Here is a 17,079-nt window from a genome sequence, read left to right as displayed (position 1 = left end):
ATGCTGCCCTGGATCAAGCTGGCCACCGCGCAGATTCCCGGTGGCGACGAATTGCGGCTGATGCAGCGCGGCGACGAGTTCTCCATCAAGCTCGGCTCCAACGAGCTGATGAACAGCCGCCTCGGCGGCTCTGAAGAAGCGCTCGCCACCCTCGCCTGCAAGAAGCTGGAAGGCCGCATCAAGCCGCGCGTGCTGATCGGCGGGCTCGGCATGGGCTTTACGCTGCGCGCCGCACTCGCCGTGTTCGGCGAGGCTGCCGCCATCGAAGTCGCCGAGCTGGTGCCCGAGGTGATCGACTGGGCGCGCGGCCCGATGGCGGCGCTTTACGGCGACAGTCTGGACGACCCGCGCGTCAGCATCATCGCGCGGGATGTCGGCGAATTGATCCAGAAGGGCAGCGGACGCTACGACGCCATCCTGCTCGACGTCGACAACGGCCCCGAAGGGCTGTCCCGCAAGGCCAACGACCGGCTGTACGACGCCCGTGGCCTTGCCGACACCCGCGCGGCGCTGCGTAGCGGCGGCGTGCTGGCGCTGTGGTCGTCCGGCCCGGACGACAGCTTCACCCGACGGCTGCGGCAGGGCGGGTTCGCCGTCAACGAGGTGCCGGTGCGCGCTGTCGGCAAGCGCGGCGGGTCGCGGCACTGGATCTGGCTTGCCGTGCGGAGCTGACGGCCGAAAGACCTAGGCGCCGCTGTCCCGACGATCTTGCCATTTTGTCGCAGCTCGGGCAGCTTCCGCCGCGCCGGACCGGCGCCTCGGGGGAGCGCGCCGGCGGCTTCTCGCCGGGATGGACGCCTTGAAAATCCGACATCATGCGGCCGCTGTGAGCGGCGCCGTGCAGCTTGCTGACCCGGTGGGGCCGGCGTGACTCCGTTCCTGATCCTCGGCATCCCGGTCGACTTCATCCTGTTCGCGCTGACGCTGCTCGGCGTCGCAATCTTTCATCGCCACACGATGGCGATCGCACTCGGTGGCCTTGCGACGATCACCGGCTACAAGCTGCTGTTCGCCGGCTTCAAGACCGGCGCCGGCGTGCTCGGCCTCGCGCTGCATCTGCAGCACGAATGGGTCACGCTGGCGAACCTGTTTCTATTGCTGATGGGCTTCGCGCTACTGTCGGCGCATTTCGAGAAGAGCGGCATTCCGGACGAGATGCCGGCGCTGTTGCCGGACGACTGGAAAGGCCCGGTCGTGCTGCTGGTGCTGGTGTTCGTGCTGTCGAGCTTCCTCGACAACATCGCCGCGGCGCTGATCGGCGGCATGGTGGCGCGGCACGTGTTCCGCGGCAAAGTTCATATCGGCTATCTCGCCGCGATCGTCGCGGCGTCGAATGCCGGCGGCTCGGGCAGCGTGGTGGGTGATACCACGACGACGATGATGTGGATCGCCGGCGTCAGCCCGCTCAGCGTGGTGGAAGCTTATGTGGCGGCCGGCGTCGCGCTGCTGCTGTTTGCGGTGCCGGCCTCGATCCAGCAGCAAAACTTCTCGCCGATCGTCAAGGATCCGCCGCGCGGCCTGCGTATCGAATGGGTCCGCGTCGGCATCGTCGCGGCGATCCTGATCGCGGCGCTTGCGGCCAACATCGTCGCCAACGTCAAATTCCCGGCGCTGCTCGATCAGCTGCCGCTGCTCGGCCTCACCGTCTGGGCGGTGCTGCTGATCACCGCGCCGATCCGCCGGCCGGATTGGCAGCTGATGCCCTCGACCCTGAAAGGCACCATCTTCCTGCTGGCGCTGGTGACCGCCGCATCGATGATGCCGGTGGAAGAGCTTCCTGTCGCGAGCTGGCAGACCGCGCTCGGGCTCGGCTTCGTCTCGGCGGGCTTCGACAACATTCCGCTCACCGCGCTGGCGCTGAAACAGGGCGGCTACGACTGGGGCTTCCTCGCCTACGCGGTCGGGTTCGGCGGTTCGATGATGTGGTTCGGCTCCTCGGCCGGCGTCGCCCTCACCAACATGTTCCCCGAGGGCAAGTCGGTGTACCTGTGGCTGCGCTTCGGCTGGCACGTCGGTATCGCATATTTCGTCGGGTTCTTCGCGATGCTGGCGCTGCTCGGCTGGATGCCGGATCCGATCCGCTGACGCCGGGCGGGTCGCCTCACCGGCCGCCCCCTGCTATGCTGTGCGGATGGCCTCCCGCGACTCCGCCTCCGCCGAGATCACCCCCGAAGTGCTGCTGCGCGCCTATGCGTGCGGCATTTTCCCGATGGCCGAGAGCGTCGACGATCCGAGCCTGCATTGGGTCGAGCCGGAGCTACGCGGCATCATCCCGCTCGGCGGCTTTCGCGTGCCCTCGCGGCTCGCCCGCACAGTGCGTTCGGACAGCTTCACCGTCACGGTCGACCGCGCCTTCAAGGCGGTGATCGACGGCTGCGCCGAGCCGCAGCCCGGCCGCGAGGATACCTGGATCAATCGCCGCATCCGCGAGCTGTATATCGGCCTGCACGACATCGGCCATTGTCACAGCGTCGAGGTCTGGCAGGACGGCGATCTCGTCGGCGGGCTGTATGGCGTCAGCCTCGGCCGCGCGTTCTTCGGCGAAAGCATGTTTCATCGCGCCCGCGACGCTTCGAAGGTGGCGCTGGTCCATCTCGTCGCCCGGCTGCTGGCCGGCGGCTACGAACTGCTCGACACGCAATTCGTGACCGAGCATCTGCGCAGCCTCGGCGCCATCGAAGTCCCCCGCCAGCGCTACCGCTCGCTGCTCGACGATGCGTTGGGAGGCATCGCCGATTTCAAGGCGTTGACGGTGGATCGGCCGGTGTCCGGAGCTGATGCGCTAGAGGTGATCGCGAAATACTAGAACGCGCTACCTGAACTGCGGGAACGGCGGTGGCGGCGGCGCAGTCGGCCGAGGCTGTTGAGCGGGCTGCGGTTGGCGGCGGCGTTGCTGCGGTTGCTGGGCCGCCGGCTTGGGCGCGTCGGGCTGGGCCGTGGCGACGCTCGGCGTCTCCGGGTTCTTACAGTCGGTCAGCCAGATATCGTAGATCGGGTGCTCGACGGCGTGCAGGCCCGGGCTCGCCGCGAACATCCAGCCGGAGAAGATCCGCTTGACCTCGCCCTGCAGGGTGATCTCGTCGACTTCGACGAAGGCATCGGTGTTGGTGGCTTCGGTCGAGGGCCGCGTGTAGCAGGCGTCCGTCTTCACCCGCAGCGCGCCGAACTGCACGGTCTCGCCGATGTCGGCGTCGAAATTGATGGTGCGGCCGGTGATCTTGTCGAGGCCGGTGAAGCTGGCCTTCTTGTTGACGATCTTCTGCGCGGGCGGCTCGGTGACGATCTCGTCGCCGGGCTGCAGCGTCGCGGGCGACGGCGGCGCGCTGCGCGGCTGACGCTGGCCGGGCGGCAGGCCCGGCAGCGGATTGGCCCCAGCAGGTGCATTGGCGACGCCGTTGTTCGGCTGCGCCGGGGCGCCGGGCTGAGGCGCCGTCCCCGGAGGCACGTTGGCGGTGGCCGGCGGCGTCTGCGGCACGATGCTGGTCCCGGGCGGCGGCGGCAACGGCTGAGACTGCACCGGCCCCGGCAATGCCGAACCCTGCGGCGGCCGGGTCGGCGCCGGCAGCACCCGGCCCTGCGGCGGAAGGTCCGGCACCTCTTCCTCGTCATCCATCGGCGGTCCGCCACGCGGGATCGCGCCCGGCGGCCGCGGCGCAGGGTCCGAGAAGATATTGCCGATCTGCGCGCGCGCGGGCGGCGCGGACGCGATCAACGGTGCGGCGATCAGCGCCGCCAGGCCGACGAGACAGAGGCTTCGGGACATTCCGCGCGGCTTCAAAATGACGAATCAGGCTCGCGACATTCTACAGCTTCGGCCGCTTGCATCGGTCCCGGTTAACACGCCGAATACGGCGGGGGAAGGGCGACCACCCTGCCCGGCCGACTGGCCATTCACCGTTCCACCTGAAATAATCCCGGCCGAGAAGCGGCCCGGCGCGCATCGCCGAGGCGGCTCGCCATTCCGGAGCAAACCGGAAGGAACCGGGGAGAAACCACAACATGACCGATAGAATTCGGCTGGACGGCAAGGTGGCGCTGGTCACCGGCGCGGCGGGCGTGATCGGCCGCGCCACCATCGGCCTGCTCGCCGCACGCGGCGCCCGCATCGTCGCGGTGGACCGTGACGCGGACGCCCTGCAGCAGGCGATCGCCGCCCTGCCCGCCTCGGCGGAGCCGCTGGCCCTGACCGCCGACGTGACGCAGGAAGACCAGGTCGCCGGCTACGTCCGCAGCGCGCTGGACCGCTGCGGACGTATCGACGTGTTCTACAACAATGCCGGTATCGAGGGCGACATCAGGCCGATCGTGCAGACCTCGCTCGACGCCTTCCGCCGCGTGCTCGACGTCAATGTCGTCGGGGTGTTTCTCGGCATGAAGCACGTCCTGCCGGTGATGCTGCAGCAGCGCGCCGGCAGTATCATCAACACCGCCTCGATCGCCGGACTGATCGGCTCCAACGACATCGTGGCCTACACCGCCAGCAAGCACGCGGTGATCGGCATGACCAAGACCGCCGCGCTGGAATGCGGCGACAGCGGCGTGCGCGTCAACTGCGTTTGCCCCGGCATGATCGACAGCCGGATGCTGAGCGCGATCGTCGAAGGCCGCAATCCGGGGCCGACGCCGGTGCCGAACGATCGCGTGGTCGAACGCATTCCGATGCGCCGTCTCGGCCGCGCCGATGAAGTCGCGTCGATCGTCGCCTTTCTTGCGTCGGATGATGCGAGCTATGTATCAGGCTCGGCCTACACGGTCGACGGCGGCCGCGTCGCCAGCTAATTCTTGTTTCCCTAACAGGTAGTATTGCTATGCCAGCCAAGCTCGATCCCGATGCCGCCGCCGTCTACAAGGCGTTCCAGGACGCCGGCCGTCCGGCCTATGAAGATCTCAGCGCCGACGAGGCGCGTGCCTATTATCTGGCGGCGCGCGTCGTCAGCAATCCGGAGCCGCGCGAGCTCGCCTCGGTGCAATCCATCGCAATCCCCGGCCCGGCCGGCGACATCCCGGCACGCAGCTACACGCCGAAGACGCTGCGGCAAGAGAGCGGCCTGTCGCCAGCGTTGGTGTTCTTCCACGGCGGCGGCTGGGTGATCGGCAATCTCGACACCCACGACGTGGTGTGCCGCGCCATCGCCGACGAAGGCCAGCTAATCGTCATATCGGTCGACTACCGGCTCGCGCCCGAGCACAAATTCCCCGCCGCGGTCGACGACGCGATCGCCGCGACGCAGTGGATCGCCGACAACGCACGCAAGCTTGGCATGGACCCGGAGCGGCTCTGCGTCGGCGGCGACAGCGCCGGCGGCAACCTGTCGGCGGTGGTGGCGATCCACGCCCGCGACCATGGCGGGCCGATGCTGGCGGGTCAGGTGCTGATCTATCCGGCCACCGACTTTGCGATGAGCCACCCGTCGCACAGCGAGCCGGAGACCAGCGTGCTGCTGACGCATTCGGTCATCCGCTGGTTTCGCGATCACTATCTCAGCGCCAGCCATGATGCCGAGGACTGGCGCGCCTCCCCGGCCCGCGTCGAAACGCTCGCCGGCCTGCCGCCGGCTTTCGTCATCACCGCCGGCGCCGATCCGCTGCGCGACGAAGGCGACGAATATGCGAGGCGGCTTGCAGACGCCGGGGTGCCGGTGCAGCACCGCACCTATCCGGGCCAATTCCACGGCTTCTTCACCATGGGCAAGCTGCTGCAGCAGGCTAACGTCGCCGTCACCGAAATCGGCGACTGGCTCAAAGCGCTGTAGAGGGACGATACGGCGGACGTTGCCGGCATCTTCGGACCGACCGCGCGCCGCCAGCATGATCAGCAACGGCCGCTTCCACGCGTGATGCCCGGCCTCCCGGGCGTCACGAGCTGGTTTCTCGGAGGCATCGCCATCCGCAATTGACCCGCATCAACGTCGGTCCAGCGGAAAGGCGCAAGTAGCTCTCTCCGCTCGGAGGGAAGCTCGCGCGCGAGCCGATTGCATGACCGACATTCCACGCACCCGCTGGGGCGGCCTCGCCACGCGCAAGGTCCAGGCCACCGGCTTTTTCCGCGTCGCCCAGATCGACGGCGTGTGGTGGTTCATCGATCCGGACGGCGGACGCTTCCTGTCGAAAGGCGTGGTCTCGGTGCAGTTCGACCACGATAACATCAAGGGGACCGAGCGTCGCCCCTACCGCGAGGCCTGCCTGCACAAATACGGCAGCCACGACGCCTGGCGCGGTGCGGCCGCGGACCGCCTGCGCGGCTGGGGATTCAACACGCTCGGCGCGTGGTCCGAGCCGGAGCTCGCTCGCGCCGGGGGCGCACCGCTCGCGTCAGCCGCCGGCGTCGCCTATCTCGCGACCGCCTATGGCGAGGGGCGCGGCTGGCCACAATGCGACCTGTTCGATCCGGCTTTCGAGAGCTTCGCACAGCAGCGCGCCCAGCAGATCTGCGGGCCGTCGCGCGACGACGCCGGCGTGCTGGGCTGGTTCATCGACAACGAGTTGCAATGGGGTCCGGACTGGCGCGGCGAGAACGAGTTGCTGCCGACCATCCTCGGCGGCATTGCGGCGCCCTATTCCCGAGGCGTCGCGGTGGCGCTGCTGCGCGATCGCTACAAGGACATCGCCGCGTTCAACGCGGCCTGGCGCAGCGCGTTGATCTCTTGGGACGAGCTGGCCGGAACGCCGATCGCCGCGCCGCCGTTCAAGCGCAACTTCCTCACCCACGATCACGCGCAGGAGCGCGACCCGTCTCGGGCGCGCTACTTCGCCGATTGCGACGCCTTCGCCGGCGTGCTCGCCGAGCGTTACTTCGCGGTCAGCACCGCGGCGATCCGTGCGGCGGCGCCGCATCATCTGGTGCTCGGCAGCCGCTTCGCCTACGTGCCACCACCACAAGTGATCACCGCCGCCGGCCGGTACTGCGACGTCATCAGCGTCAATTGCTACGAGGCCCTGCCCGGCGCCGTGATCGAGGCCTATGCGGCGACGGGCCGGCCCTGCCTGATCGGTGAGTTCTCGTTCCGCGGGGACGACGCCGGGCTGCCGAACACGCAAGGCGCCGGCCCGCGTGTCGAGACGCAGGCCGACCGCGCCGCCGGCTTCGCCCGCTATGTCGGCGCGGCGCTGCGGCATCCGAACCTGATCGGCTATCACTGGTTCGTTCACGCCGATCAGCCGGCCGAAGGCCGCTGGGACGGCGAGAACTCCAACTACGGCGTCGTCACTATCCACGACGAGATTTACCCCGAGCTGACCGAGGCGATGCGCGTCGTCAACGACGACGCCGAATGGCTGCACGAAGCCGCCGCGGCGGCCGCCAGGCGAGTGGCGACGCCGCCCGCGGCCTGATCACGCGGCCCGCGCCGCTCTACGCACCGCCTGCGGCGGCTGGCCGAACGCCCGGATGAACGCTCGCCGCATCCGCTCCGGATCGCCGAAGCCGGCCGCCTCCGCGACACGCTCGATCGGCTCACTACTCGTCTGCACGCGGGCCCGCGCCAGCTCGATGCGGAGCCGTTCGACGGCCTTCGCCGGTGTCGTGCCGGTCTCGGCAATGAAGGCGCGCGTGAAATGCCGCGCGCTCATCCCGGCCTGCTCGGCCAACCGCTCGACCGGAAGCTGCTCACCGAGATGCTCCCGCACCCAGTCGAGCAACGCGGCGAACCGACCGGACGGCGCCTGCAGCTCCAGCAGCGATGAGAACTGCGACTGTCCGCCGGTGCGGCGCTGCGCCAGCACGAGCTGTCGCGCGGTGGCGCGCGCGATGGGGTCGGAGTAATCCTCGGCGATGATCGCCAGAGCCAGGTCGATGCCGGCGGTGATGCCGGCCGACGTCCAGACGTCGCCGTCGCGCACGAAGATGCGGTCGGGCTCCAGCCGCACCTGCGGATAGCGCTTCAGGAAATCGCGGGTGCGTCCCCAGTGCGTCGTCGCGCGACGACCATCGAGCAGCCCCGCCTCCGCCAGCAGATAGGCGCCCGAACAGACGCTGGCGATGCGGCAGCCGCGGGCTGCGGCCGCACGCAGGAACGCCAGGGTTCGTGAACATCGCGCCGCCGCGCGTACCCCGTCGCCCCCGGCCACGATCAGCGTGCGCATGGTGTGGTCCCGGCGCAGCCCACGCGCCATCATCTCGATGCCCGACGAACTACGCACCGCGCCAGGCGTCGCGCTCAACATCCGGATCGGCTCGGGCCCGGAGACGTGGCGCCCGGCGATCTCGAATGCCGCGATCGGTCCGGCCGCGTCGAGCAGTTGAAAGTCGCGATAGATCAAAACGCCGATCATGCCGTACCGGATGTCTCGAATTGAGGGTTATTGGTCATTTCGGACATCAGCCGATCATGCCAGGATAATCGCGTCAAGGACGACGCATCGGACAATGAGGAGGCTTTCGATGAGCGCACTTCAGATCGGCTTGCTGCTGTTTCCCAAGGTCACACAGCTCGATCTCACCGGCCCGCTTCAGGTGTTCTCACGCGTCCCCGGCGCGACCGTGCATCTTGCCGCCAAGACGATGGAGACGGTGTCGAGCGACACCGTGCTGTCGCTACCGCCGACCGTCAGCTTCGCCGCGTGTCCGCAGCTCGATGTGATCTGCGTCCCCGGCGGATCGGGCGCCGACGATATGATCAATGACGAGGCGACGCTTGCCTTCCTGCGGCAGCAGGCGCCGGGCGCGCGCTACATCACCTCGGTCTGCACCGGCGCGCTCGTGCTGGCCGCGGCCGGCCTGCTGCGCGGCTATCGCGCGACGACGCACTGGTCGGCGGTGGACGACCTCGCGGCCTTCGGGGCCATCCCGGACCGCAGCCGCGTCTGCATCGACCGTAACCGGATCACCGGCGGCGGGGTCACCGCGGGAATCGACTTCGCGCTGACCCTGGCGGCGCTGCTCGCCGACCGTGGCACCGCGCAGGCCATTCAATTGATGCTGGAATACAACCCCGCGCCGCCGTTCAACGCCGGTTCGCCCGACACCGCGCCAAAGGAAGTGGTCGAGCTGCTGCGTTCGCGGATGCAGGGCGCGCGGCAGAGCCGGAGCGAAGCTTTGGCCCGCGCCGCGCGGCGGCTCGAGGCGGAAACAGAAACGGCGGCCTGAGCCGCCGTCCAGTCCGTGATCCGAAGCTGCGGATGCCGCGGCTCAGTTGCCCGGCGTCCAAGCCTGGTAGTCACCGGTCGCCTTGGGACGGCGACCCGCCGCCAGGGTCGAGCCGGACGGCCGGTACGCGTAAGGCGTGCCGGTCAGATTCGGATGGTGCGGCTTTTCCCACTCACGCGCCTGATAGGTCTCTTCGGTCGGCGGCACATCGACGATGTGGTGCATCCAGGCATGCCACGCCGGCGGAATCCGGGTCGCCTCTGCATAGCCGTTGTACAGCACCCAGCGGCGCTCGAAGCCGAGCGTCGGGTCGATCTTGCCGCCCTTGGTTCGGAAATAGCGGTTGCCGGCCTCGTCGGTGCCGACCAGCTCCCCGAACCGCCAGGTCCAAAGCTGGGTGCCGAACGTAAAGCCCGACCACCAGGTGAAAATCCGCAGTAGAAACAGTTTCATGAGCGCATCCATGGGCGGCAACACTTTCCCTGATGCCACCCGCCGGGACGAATGTCCAGCCGTTGCGACTGGTTTCGAACACCAGGGCGCAGTTCCGATGCTGGAACTTCCGTTCAGCATGGCGTCAGGTTGTTCGTGCCAAGGTGGCGACCAGGGAGAACAGACCGGAACGACGCACGCTCCTGCGTGTTGTGGCTTCGAACCTTGTTTCAATCAAAAGATCCCATTGATGGAGCCGATGATGTTGAACTTCAAAACCTTGACTGCCGTGGCCGCGCTGGCGATCGCCATGCCGCTCGCGACCACCGGCCTGAGCCATGCCCAAGGCATCGGCGGGGCCGTCGCTGGTGGCGGAGGCGGCGGCGGTGGTGGTGGTGGCGGCGGTGCCGCGATGGGCGGCGGCGGTGGCGGTGGAGGCATGGGCGCCGCAATGGGCGGCGGACGTGCTGGCGTCGGCGGTGCCGCGATCGGCGCTGCGCGCGGTGGTGGCGGCTTCGGAATCGGCGGCGCGGTCGCTCGCGGCGGCGGCAATGTCGGACCCGGCCCAGCGATGAGAGGCGGACCGCGCTATGGCGGCGGCTATGGTCGCGGCGGTTGGCAGGGCGGCGGCTGGCATGGCGGCCATCGCCATTGGCGTGGCGGCGGATACTGGCCGGGCGCCTATGCGGGCGCGTTCGGCTTCGGATCGTCCTACTACTACAACGACCCCTATGCGTACGATTACGGCTATTACGACGAGCCGACGGTCGCAGTCGTGCCGGGTGGCGGCGATCGCGACGACGCCTACTGCTCGCAGCGCTTCAAGTCCTACGACCCGGCCTCGGGCACGTATCTGGGCTACGACGGCAAGCGGCACCCCTGCCCGTAACAACGGCCTCATCCCAACCGCGAACGGCGCCTCTCGGGGCGCCGTTTTTCTTTGCCACTACGACCGCAGCGCGACCGCGACGCTGCCGAGCGTCACGGCGAGCGCCACGACCTCGCGGAGCCCAAGTGATTCCTGCAGCATGACTGCAGCCGCCAGCACGCCGACCACCGGCACCAGCAGCGTGCCGATCGACGCCGTCGCCGCCGGCAGGCGCTGCAGCGCCGCGAACCAGCACACGTAGCAGACACAGAACTGCACCAGCGTCATATAGATCATCGACGCCCAGCCGCTAACCGACAGCGCCGCGACATGCGCCTCCTCCCATGCGAGCCCCGCGATCGCCACCGGAATGCAGCCGAGGCCGACCTGCCAGGCCGCGAGCGACAGCGGCGGCAGGGACAGCGGAAAATGCTTGGTCAGTACGGTGCCCAAAGCGACGCAGATCGCGCCGGCGATCGCGCAGAGAATGCCGGGCAGCTTGTCGACGCTGGCATCCAGGCCGCCGCCACCGATCAGCACCGCAATGCCGCCGAGCGCGACGAGCAACGCCACAGCGCGGGTCGGTGACAGTCGCTCGCCGAGGACCGGCCACGCGACCAGCGCCACCCACAGCGGAATCGACACGCCCAGCACGGCGGCGTCGCTGGCGCGCAGCCACAGCAGCGCCAGCCCCATGAAGGCGACCCAACCTCCGATGTTGAGCAGCGACACCAGCAACAGTCGCGACCATAGGACGCGCGGCACACGCAATGCCTGCCCGCGCCCCCAGGCGATCGCCGCCAATGCCAAAGCGCCGACAATGCCGGACAGGCCGCGCGACGTCAGCGGCGGCCATTCGGTGAGAAGATGCTTCATGATCGGAAAATTGAGGCCCCAGCCGATCGACGCCACGGCGAGGAAGGCCAGCCCCGCCGGCGACATGCGCCCGCGCGCCGGCGCGGCTTCAAACGTCGTCATCTCGGCGTCGCCCCTTGTTGTTTCTTTTCGAACGACGATGACTGAAAAGCATGGCCGCGGCCACCGCAAAAGCAGCACGGCGCGAACGAGTCATTTCGTCGCGTGCGGCGTCCGCGTCACGCAGCAGTGAGCGATTTGCCGTGTTTTCGCCGCTCTGATCGGCTGCAACCGGAAGCAGCGTACGTTCCGGGACACCCGAACGCCTTCACTTGTTCAGCCGATGCTGACAGAATCCCACGAATCGCCCGCTCACCTGGGACCAGCGAGATTGCCTGATCATCGATCCATCCGACGCGTGACTGCCTTCGCGTCAGCGCTGCGCGTCTCGACGGCGACGCTGGCGCTGAGCGTCGGCCTGAGCGGATGGTCGATCGCGGCCCAAGCGGCGCCGAAGCACGTCCCGCTGCCCAAGCCACGCCCGATTTCGCGCAGCATCGTGCCGAAGACGGCCCCCGGGACGGTCGCCTCCGTGCCGAAACCATCCGGCCAGCTCGCCAATGCCGCGCCTACCGCCCCGATCGCGGTGCCGCGGCCTCAGGGCGGGCCGCCGATCGTCACACGCAAACCAGCGACCCGATCGGCGGTGGCGACCACGAGCCAGACGTCGCAAGCCGATGCGGACGCGCTGGAGAACGTCATCGAGCTGGTCCGCAAGCGCAAGGCCGGTGACGCGACGCCGGTCGCCGACACGATCTCCGATCCGCTCGCCCGCAAGCTTGCCGAGTGGGTCATCCTGCGCGCGGAGTACAACGGCGCGAGCGTCGAGCGCTACCGCGCCTTCGTCCGCGCCAATCCGAGCTGGCCGTCGCAGACCTTCTTCCGCCGCCGCGCCGAGGCCGCACTGTGGGACGACAAGCGCGACGACGCGGCGGTGCTCGCTTATTTCGAGGGCGAGACGCCGCTGTCGGCCAAGGGCAAGCTGGCGTTGGCGCGCGCCGTGCTGGCGCGCGGCGATCGCCGCACCGCCGAGCAGCTGGTGCGCGACGCCTGGCGCAACGACACCATGTCCGCCGCCAACGAGACCACCGCGATCGAGATGTTCGGCGCGTTGCTGACGCCGGCCGACCACAAGGCGCGCATGGACGCGTTTCTCTACGGCAACGACAACGAACCCGGGCTGCGCGCGGCAAAACGGCTCAGCGCCGCTCAGTTCGCGCTCGGCAAGGCCCGGCTCGCCGTCGACAACAAGTCGCCGCAGGGCAAGGCGCTACTCGATGCGGTGCCGTCGGATCTGCACAGCGATCCCGGCTACATGTTCGCGCGGATTCAGCTGCTGCGCCGGGACGAGAAGATCGCCGAGGCCGGCCGGCTGATGCTGACGGTGCCGCGCGATCCGAACCGGCTGTACAATCTCGACGAATGGTGGATCGAGCGGCGGCTGCTGGCGCGCAAGCTGATCGACATCGGTGATTACCGCCTCGCCTATCTGGTGGCGCGCAACGCCGCGACGCCGACGCGCGAGGTCTACAAGACCGAGCACGAATTCACCGCGGGCTGGATCGCGCTGCGCTTCCTCAACGATCCCGCCACCGCCGCGCAGCACTTCGCCCGAATCGGGACCGACACCACCAATCCCACCGCGCTCGCTCGCGCCGGCTACTGGCAGGGTCGCGCCGCCGAGGCGATCGGCCGGACCCAGGACGCCCGCGCCGCCTACTCGGCCGCGGCCGCGCAGTCGACCAGCTATTACGGCCAGCTCGCGCGCGCCAAGCTCGGCCTGCCGCAGCTCGACCTCAACGGCCAGCCGTCGAGCCAGGGACGCGGCGTCGAGCGCCTCGAGGTGGTGCGCGCCGTGCAGCTGCTGTACGCGATCGGCGAAGGTGACGTCGCCATTCCGATCTTCGCCGATGTCGGCGAGAACGGCGATGTCGACGCCCTGCTCGGGCTCTCCGAACTCGCCGCTCGCAACAACGATGGGCGTGCAATGCTGCTGGTCGGCAAGGCGGCGCTGAACCGCGGTCTGCCGTTCGATCACTACGCCTACCCGATGGCGGGGATTCCGCAATTCCGGCAAATCGGTCCCGAGGTCGAACGCGCCATTGTGTATGCGATCGCCCGGCAGGAGAGCGGCTTCAATCCCGCCGTCGTTTCGCCGGCTCAGGCCTACGGCCTGATGCAGGTAACGCCCGACGCGGCGAAGTATGTCTGCCGTCGCCATGGTTGCAGCTACGACCTGCAGCGCCTGAAGACCGATTCGGTCTACAATGCCGCGCTCGGCGCCGCCGAACTCGGCGGTCTGCTCGACGATTATCGCGGCTCCTACATCATGACCTTCGCCGCCTACAATGCCGGTCGCGGCAGCGTGCGGAAATGGGTGGAGCGCTACGGCGACCCGCGCGATCCGAAGGTCGACGCGGTCGATTGGGTCGAACTGATTCCGTTCTCCGAAACGCGCAACTACGTACAGCGGATCATGGAGAACCTTCAGGTGTATCGGGCGCGATTCGGCGGTGGCAGCCGGCTGCAGATCGACGCCGACCTGCGCCGCGGCGCCGCCAAGGTCGAATAAGAGCCGCCCGACCAGCACCGTTCCCGTCGACGCGGCCGATTGCGGCGGACGCTCGGGACACGTGGCCCCCGCCCGGTCGGCTGCCGCGCGCGGCCTCTTTTCATCACTATAAGTCGGTTCAAGCTCGGGCGGGTCATCTCGCGCGGCGCCGTCAGCGCGCCATCATCACCGTCTGCTCACAACGAAAAACCCCGGCGGTTGCCCGCCGGGGTTTCGCAGAACGTTCCTTGCGGAACGATCAGATCAGAACACGCGCTGAACGCGGAGGTTGCCGCTCCAGACGCCCTGGTCCTTGAACTCGTACACAGCGCCCGGCTTCGCAACCGCAGCCACCGCCGGAAGGGCGAGCGTGCCGCTGTAGCTCTGGTCGAGGTAGGTGTACATCACTTCGCCCGACAGGGTCAGGTTCTTGACCGGGGTCCAGCGGGTGACGGTACCGATCTGAGCGATCTTGAAGTCCGGGTTGCACGAGAAGCCAGCAACCGGGGCGCCGCAGATCAGAGCAGTCGCAGTGCCGTTGTAGTCGATGGCGGAGTACGAACCGAACACCGAAGTCGACCAGTAGGGGTTCCAGTTGTGGTTGAACGCACCACGGACGCCCCAAGCGTTCGTCTTCTGGATCGCGCTGCCGTTGGTGATGTCGGTGCCGGCGAAGATGCCGTCAGCCGCAGCCGCAACCGCAAGGCTCTGGTAGCCGATGTTCGAGCTGCCATAGATCGAGAACGAGTTGCCGGTCACGCCGCCGATGACGTAACGGGTCGCGCCGTTCGAGTAGGTCGCCGTGATGTTGAAGCTGTCGCCGGGACCGGTCGGCAGGTTCTTGATCGACAGAGCGCCCTGCACCGCGTAGCCCCACGTGTCGCTCGGGTGGCCCGAGGTCTCGAGAGCGGTGTTGTAGTAGCTGGCGCGAACCTGGTGCGCAGCAGCCGACACCTGGAAGAGGCCCCAGGCCTGGTCGACGCGAACCTGACCGACGATGTCGGGGATCTGCGTGCCGGCGTAGGAGTTGGTGCCGTACTGGCCCTGAGCGAAGCCCGCGAGGGTCAGGCCCGAGGTGTTGTACAGCGCCGACTGCAGGTAGCCGGATTGATCTTCGAGCGAGATCGCGGCCGACACGCCGTTGCCGAACTGCGCGGTGTACGACACCTGGTTGATGCCGGTGACGTCGTCGTAGCCGCCGATCAGGAACGAAGTGTTGTTGCCCGGATAACCGGTCCAGGGCGTATCGAACTGCGACACGGCCTTACCGAAGGTGAACCCGGCGAACTGGATGAAGGCGTAGTACACGCCGAGGCCGCCGTTGGCGATACCGGTCGAACCGCCCGAAGCACCGCCCGAACCCCAGTTGAAGTTCGCATCGAAGTAGGTGCGGACCACGCCGTACTCGGTCGCGGTGCGCGTATCGATGTTGATATCCTGGCGCATGTACATGATGGTGTTGTTCGCCAGGCGGCTCTTCGCACCCGCCGCGCCGTTCCAGGCCGGGGCGTTATAGTTCGACGAACCGTAGAGAGTCGCGTCAGCGCGCAGGTAGCCGCCGAGCTTGATGCAGGTGTCGGTGCCCGGGATGTAGTAGAAGCCGGCGCCGTAGATCGAGCAGACCTTCACGTATTCGACCGCCTTGGCCTTCAACGGGAGATCAGCCGCCTGCGCCCCGCTCATGGCAACGAGAGCCGCCGCCGAGCCGAGGAAAAGGCCCTTAACCATCTTCATGTAAACCTCCAAGTTTGCTCTCTGGGAAGGTTACTTCCGCAGATGCACGCGGCACCCGCAGGGTGGTCCCCTTGTCCCAATCAAACCCGCCTAGCCGCTTCGCGCCTTCGGACACACCCGCTGAACGCGAGGGACTTAAGCGAACCACCTAATACGGGACGACCTCGGGATGCCCCCCTCCGTCGCAGTCACGAGAATTACCTAAGCGTGATGCACACGCAACAAAGGAACGCCTCAGAAGGGTCGGAGTGCGGCCGTTTTTAGGGGGGTGTTGCACAAATAACACTGCTTGGCCGATCTGGAACTCGCGCAAGACCATGAAACTGTTGGACTTTTTAGGCCCTTCGGGAAGCGCGATGCCGCTATGCACAAAATCGCCACGGTCGCGATCAGCCGTCGAGCGGCTCGCCGGCATGGCCGAAAACTGTCTCTTTTAAGATTCGAATCCTCGCAGCCGGCCCGAATCTGCCGCAGGGAACTCGTCCCGGAGCGGAGGAGTCACTCTGCCGCTGGGCGCGAAGTTCCCACGTTGTGCGACGATGCCGGACCGGTCAGCCACCCGAGGCGCAAGAAGATTGGGCAGAACAACGCCCGATCCGGAAGTCTCGGTTATCAAGCGAGGAATCCCGCTTGCGGCCCGCCACCGTGTCGGGCATATCGGGCCAGCCGGAGACGTGGCCGAGTGGCTGAAGGCGGCGGTTTGCTAAACCGTTATAGGGTTGTAAAGCCCTATCGAGGGTTCGAATCCCTCCGTCTCCGCCAGTTTGCAGCCGAATCATCCACGTCCGACCGGCGAACTCCCCGCCTCGATTCGGCCGTTCGAATCTCATCCCATCAGCGCAGCTCGATCGACTCTTCTATAAGGCGACGGCGCGTTGCGGATCGCGACACGGGCGGCGCTCAGGCGCGGTGGTCGATGATGCGGTCCGGCCAGGGATTGGCGCCATCGCGCAGCCATCGCAGGGAATCGATCCAGAAGCCGGACGCGTGGCTGTCGTGGAACAGGCTGAAATGGCCAATGCTCTGCCGGCTGTAATCCGCCGGCCGCAACATCACCGCGGTCCGGTCGGCATTGCCATAATATCGCAGCGTGCGGCGGATCGCCGGCGCGGTTCCGAATTCGTCGTCCGCTACGGCGACCGCCAGGATCGGTGCCGCGACCGCTGCCATTCGGGCGAGCGCGCTTTGCCGTTCCGCTCGCGGATGGCTGCGTTCGAAGCGCGGGCCGCGGAAACTCCACTCATGCGCGACACCCGCCGGCAGATCCTCGAGCCAGCCGAGTCGGCGGCCCGGAAAATAGCCGCACGCCAACGTCAGAGCCGGCATGGCCACGTGCCATTTGAGGAACAGGCCAAGCCGGCGATGCGCGACGTAATCTAGCCACCAGGCATACTGCGCGCCGACGGTGAGCATGCGGTCGATATCGCGCGCATTGTCGGCCAGCCCCGGCAAAAACCCGCCGATGCTGTGACCAACGACGATCACCGGCTTGCC

General features: G+C 67.7%; 17 protein-coding genes and 1 tRNA gene. 11 read left to right on the top strand and 7 right to left on the bottom strand.

The annotated features are described in order from the left end of the window. From IP86_RS07325 to aat, 3 genes are all read left to right on the top strand, one after another. Positions 1–672 carry a spermidine synthase gene (locus IP86_RS07325; RefSeq protein ID WP_054161858.1) on the top strand — a complete coding sequence of 224 codons (672 nt, stop codon included), beginning with the start codon at positions 1–3 and terminating at the stop codon, positions 670–672. Between the two features lie 195 nt (positions 673–867). Next, positions 868–2,085 (top strand): citrate transporter, encoded by a 1,218-nt coding sequence (locus tag IP86_RS07320; RefSeq protein ID WP_054161857.1) that lies wholly within the window; start codon positions 868–870, stop codon positions 2,083–2,085. A 46-nt stretch (positions 2,086–2,131) separates the two neighbouring features. After that, complete coding sequence (gene aat / locus IP86_RS07315; protein ID WP_054161856.1) at positions 2,132–2,806, top strand: leucyl/phenylalanyl-tRNA--protein transferase; 675 nt, start codon at positions 2,132–2,134, stop codon at positions 2,804–2,806. A 6-nt stretch (positions 2,807–2,812) separates the two neighbouring features. Here aat and IP86_RS07310 read toward each other — a convergent pair whose 3' ends face one another. Continuing rightward, positions 2,813–3,763, bottom strand: a complete 951-nt coding sequence (locus tag IP86_RS07310; RefSeq protein ID WP_054161855.1) for a DUF2155 domain-containing protein — start codon at positions 3,761–3,763, stop codon at positions 2,813–2,815. Between the two features lie 236 nt (positions 3,764–3,999). Between IP86_RS07310 and IP86_RS07305 the strand changes: the two genes are divergently transcribed. From IP86_RS07305 to IP86_RS07295, 3 genes are all read left to right on the top strand, one after another. Continuing rightward, the gene (locus tag IP86_RS07305; protein WP_054161854.1) at positions 4,000–4,779 is read left to right on the top strand and encodes an SDR family NAD(P)-dependent oxidoreductase; all 780 of its coding nucleotides are present in this window, start codon (positions 4,000–4,002) and stop codon (positions 4,777–4,779) included. Between the two features lie 29 nt (positions 4,780–4,808). Continuing rightward, positions 4,809–5,753 carry a LipP1 family hormone-sensitive lipase gene (gene lipP1, locus IP86_RS07300; protein ID WP_054161853.1) on the top strand — a complete coding sequence of 315 codons (945 nt, stop codon included), beginning with the start codon at positions 4,809–4,811 and terminating at the stop codon, positions 5,751–5,753. 223 nt (positions 5,754–5,976) lie between these two features. Continuing rightward, positions 5,977–7,332 (top strand): glycoside hydrolase 5 family protein, encoded by a 1,356-nt coding sequence (locus tag IP86_RS07295; protein ID WP_054161852.1) that lies wholly within the window; start codon positions 5,977–5,979, stop codon positions 7,330–7,332. On the opposite strand, the gene IP86_RS07290 is transcribed toward IP86_RS07295, so the two are convergent. Continuing rightward, positions 7,333–8,271 (bottom strand): GlxA family transcriptional regulator, encoded by a 939-nt coding sequence (locus tag IP86_RS07290; protein WP_054161851.1) that lies wholly within the window; start codon positions 8,269–8,271, stop codon positions 7,333–7,335. It lies immediately after the preceding gene. A 109-nt stretch (positions 8,272–8,380) separates the two neighbouring features. Between IP86_RS07290 and IP86_RS07285 the strand changes: the two genes are divergently transcribed. Continuing rightward, on the top strand, positions 8,381–9,085 hold the full coding sequence (locus IP86_RS07285; RefSeq protein WP_054161850.1) for a DJ-1/PfpI family protein: 705 nt from the start codon (positions 8,381–8,383) through the stop codon (positions 9,083–9,085). Positions 9,086–9,127: 42 nt separating this feature from the next. Here the strand turns inward: IP86_RS07285 and IP86_RS07280 are convergent, their stop codons facing one another. Together IP86_RS07280 and IP86_RS29010 are read right to left on the bottom strand one after the other, a co-directional pair. Further along, the gene (locus IP86_RS07280; protein ID WP_054161887.1) at positions 9,128–9,538 is read right to left on the bottom strand and encodes an NADH:ubiquinone oxidoreductase subunit NDUFA12; all 411 of its coding nucleotides are present in this window, start codon (positions 9,536–9,538) and stop codon (positions 9,128–9,130) included. A gap of 124 nt (positions 9,539–9,662) precedes the next feature. Further along, a complete protein-coding gene (locus IP86_RS29010; protein WP_197279678.1) occupies positions 9,663–9,857 on the bottom strand; it encodes a hypothetical protein in 195 nt (64 codons plus the stop codon). On the opposite strand from IP86_RS29010, the gene IP86_RS29690 reads away from it, so the two are divergent. Together IP86_RS29690 and IP86_RS29685 are read left to right on the top strand one after the other, a co-directional pair. Next, on the top strand, positions 9,856–10,092 hold the full coding sequence (locus IP86_RS29690) for a hypothetical protein (protein WP_502693989.1): 237 nt from the start codon (positions 9,856–9,858) through the stop codon (positions 10,090–10,092). The two genes, IP86_RS29010 and IP86_RS29690, sit on opposite strands and share 2 nt — an antisense overlap. After that, on the top strand, positions 10,089–10,406 hold the full coding sequence (locus IP86_RS29685; protein WP_502693988.1) for a BA14K family protein: 318 nt from the start codon (positions 10,089–10,091) through the stop codon (positions 10,404–10,406). The genes IP86_RS29690 and IP86_RS29685 overlap by 4 nt, the downstream gene beginning before the upstream one ends. 57 nt (positions 10,407–10,463) lie before the next feature. Here IP86_RS29685 and IP86_RS07270 read toward each other — a convergent pair whose 3' ends face one another. Next, positions 10,464–11,363, bottom strand: a complete 900-nt coding sequence (locus IP86_RS07270; RefSeq protein WP_054161849.1) for a DMT family transporter — start codon at positions 11,361–11,363, stop codon at positions 10,464–10,466. Positions 11,364–11,583: 220 nt separating this feature from the next. On the opposite strand from IP86_RS07270, the gene IP86_RS07265 reads away from it, so the two are divergent. Then, a complete protein-coding gene (locus tag IP86_RS07265; RefSeq protein ID WP_156332432.1) occupies positions 11,584–13,872 on the top strand; it encodes a lytic transglycosylase domain-containing protein in 2,289 nt (762 codons plus the stop codon). A gap of 243 nt (positions 13,873–14,115) precedes the next feature. On the opposite strand, the gene IP86_RS07260 is transcribed toward IP86_RS07265, so the two are convergent. Next, positions 14,116–15,585, bottom strand: coding sequence for a porin (locus tag IP86_RS07260; protein WP_054161847.1), 1,470 nt, complete (start codon positions 15,583–15,585; stop codon positions 14,116–14,118). A 668-nt stretch (positions 15,586–16,253) separates the two neighbouring features. On the opposite strand from IP86_RS07260, the gene IP86_RS07255 reads away from it, so the two are divergent. Beyond that, positions 16,254–16,347 (top strand) — tRNA-Ser (locus IP86_RS07255). A gap of 138 nt (positions 16,348–16,485) precedes the next feature. On the opposite strand, the gene IP86_RS29005 is transcribed toward IP86_RS07255, so the two are convergent. After that, a partial coding sequence (locus IP86_RS29005; RefSeq protein ID WP_502693987.1) for an alpha/beta hydrolase family protein occupies positions 16,486–17,079 on the bottom strand: 594 nt, incomplete at its 5' end.

Origin of the sequence: Rhodopseudomonas sp. AAP120 (assembly GCF_001295845.1) — a bacterium.
Classification (GTDB): Bacteria; Pseudomonadota; Alphaproteobacteria; order Rhizobiales; family Xanthobacteraceae; genus Rhodopseudomonas.
This window is presented reverse-complemented; position numbering and strand designations above follow the sequence as displayed.